Annotated in this window: 1 protein-coding gene; it reads left to right on the top strand. The window is 58.1% G+C overall.

Annotated features, from left to right (window positions below; translation table 11 throughout):
• Window positions 1-115: 115 nt before the first annotated feature.
• Window positions 116-1,390 (top strand): IS4 family transposase, encoded by a 1,275-nt coding sequence (locus GWG54_RS20510; protein WP_167939479.1) that lies wholly within the window; start codon window positions 116-118, stop codon window positions 1,388-1,390.
• The last annotated feature ends 13 nt before the right edge of the window (window positions 1,391-1,403 follow it).

Here is a 1,403-nt window from a genome sequence, read left to right as displayed (position 1 = left end):
CATCCGTCTTTAGCTAAGCGAGAAACCACGCGACAGCGGCGGCTTATCGAGACTTCTATTCGAGAGGAATGAGGAAGCCGAGTCTGTGCACGACAACGGCTCCTCATCGAAGATCATGCGTCGACTCACTACTCTCTTTCCCTCCGAGTTCCTCGAAGAGCACGCCGAGGAACTCGGCGTGGTCGAGCGAGAGGGCAAGCTCCAGATTCCCGTCCTCGTGTGGGCGCTCGTGTTCGGCTTCGCCGCAGGCGAGAGCCGAACACTCGCTGGGTTCAGACGCAGCTACAACTCGACGGCTGATGAGACGATCTCTCCCGGTGGCTTCTATCACCGGCTGACACCGTCACTCGCAGAGTACCTCCGCGACCTCGTCGAGCGTGGTCTCGACGAGGTCGCTGTTCCAGAGGCTGTTGACGCTGACACCGACCGATTCAGAGACGTGATGATCGCTGATGGAACGGTGCTGCGGTTGCACGAGTTCCTTTCCGACGAGTTCCAAGCTCGCCACGAGGAGCAGGCTGGAGCGAAGCTCCACCTGCTCCACAATGCCACCGACAAGACGATTGAACGGATAGACGTGACCAACGAGAAAACGCACGACAGCACGTTGTTCAAGACAGGCGCGTGGCTCCAAGGGCGGCTCGTTCTGTTCGATCTAGCGTACTTCAAGTACCGCCGCTTCGCGTTGATCGACGAGAACGACGGCTACTTCGTGAGTCGGCTGAAGAAGAGCGCGAATCCGGAGATAACGGCGGAACTACGGGAATGGCGCGGCCGCGCCATTCCCTTGGAAGGCGAGCAGATCCACGATGTGGTCGATGACCTCTCGCGGAAGTACATCGACGTGGAGGTCGAAGCAGAGTTCAAGCGAGGTCAGTACGAGGGGACTCGTTCAGTAGACACGAAACGGTTCCGCGTCGTCGGCGTCCGCAACGAGGACGCCGACGACTACCATCTATACATCACGAACTTACCGAGAGAGGAGTTCCTGCCGGCAGATCTAGCAACGCTGTATCGGTGCCGATGGGAGGTAGAGACGTTGTTTCGTGAGCTGAAAACGCAGTACGAACTGGACGAATTCGACACAAGCAACCCTGTTGTCGTGGAAATTTTGCTGTATGCAGCGTTACTTTCGCTGCTGGTGAGTCGTGATCTGTTGGATCTGGTCACCGAGCAGGCTGACGATGAGCTCGTCTTTCCGCCGGAACGCTGGGCGGCGACCTTCCGGTCGCACGCCCAGCTCATCCTCCACGAACTCGGTGACTACCTTGGCTACTCGCCACCGCCACTGTTGGAACGGCTGATCGAAGAGGCACAGAAGATCCACAAGCAACGGCCGATCTTACAAGAGACGCTCGCTACTGCTACGCAGCCGAGGTGTGAGGCTTAGCTAAAGACAAATG

Source organism: Natronococcus sp. JC468 (assembly GCF_012163165.1).
Classification (GTDB): Archaea; Halobacteriota; Halobacteria; order Halobacteriales; family Natrialbaceae; genus Natronococcus; species Natronococcus jeotgali.
Note: the sequence above shows the minus strand (reverse complement) of the source record. Positions and strands in the feature narration are given on the sequence as shown.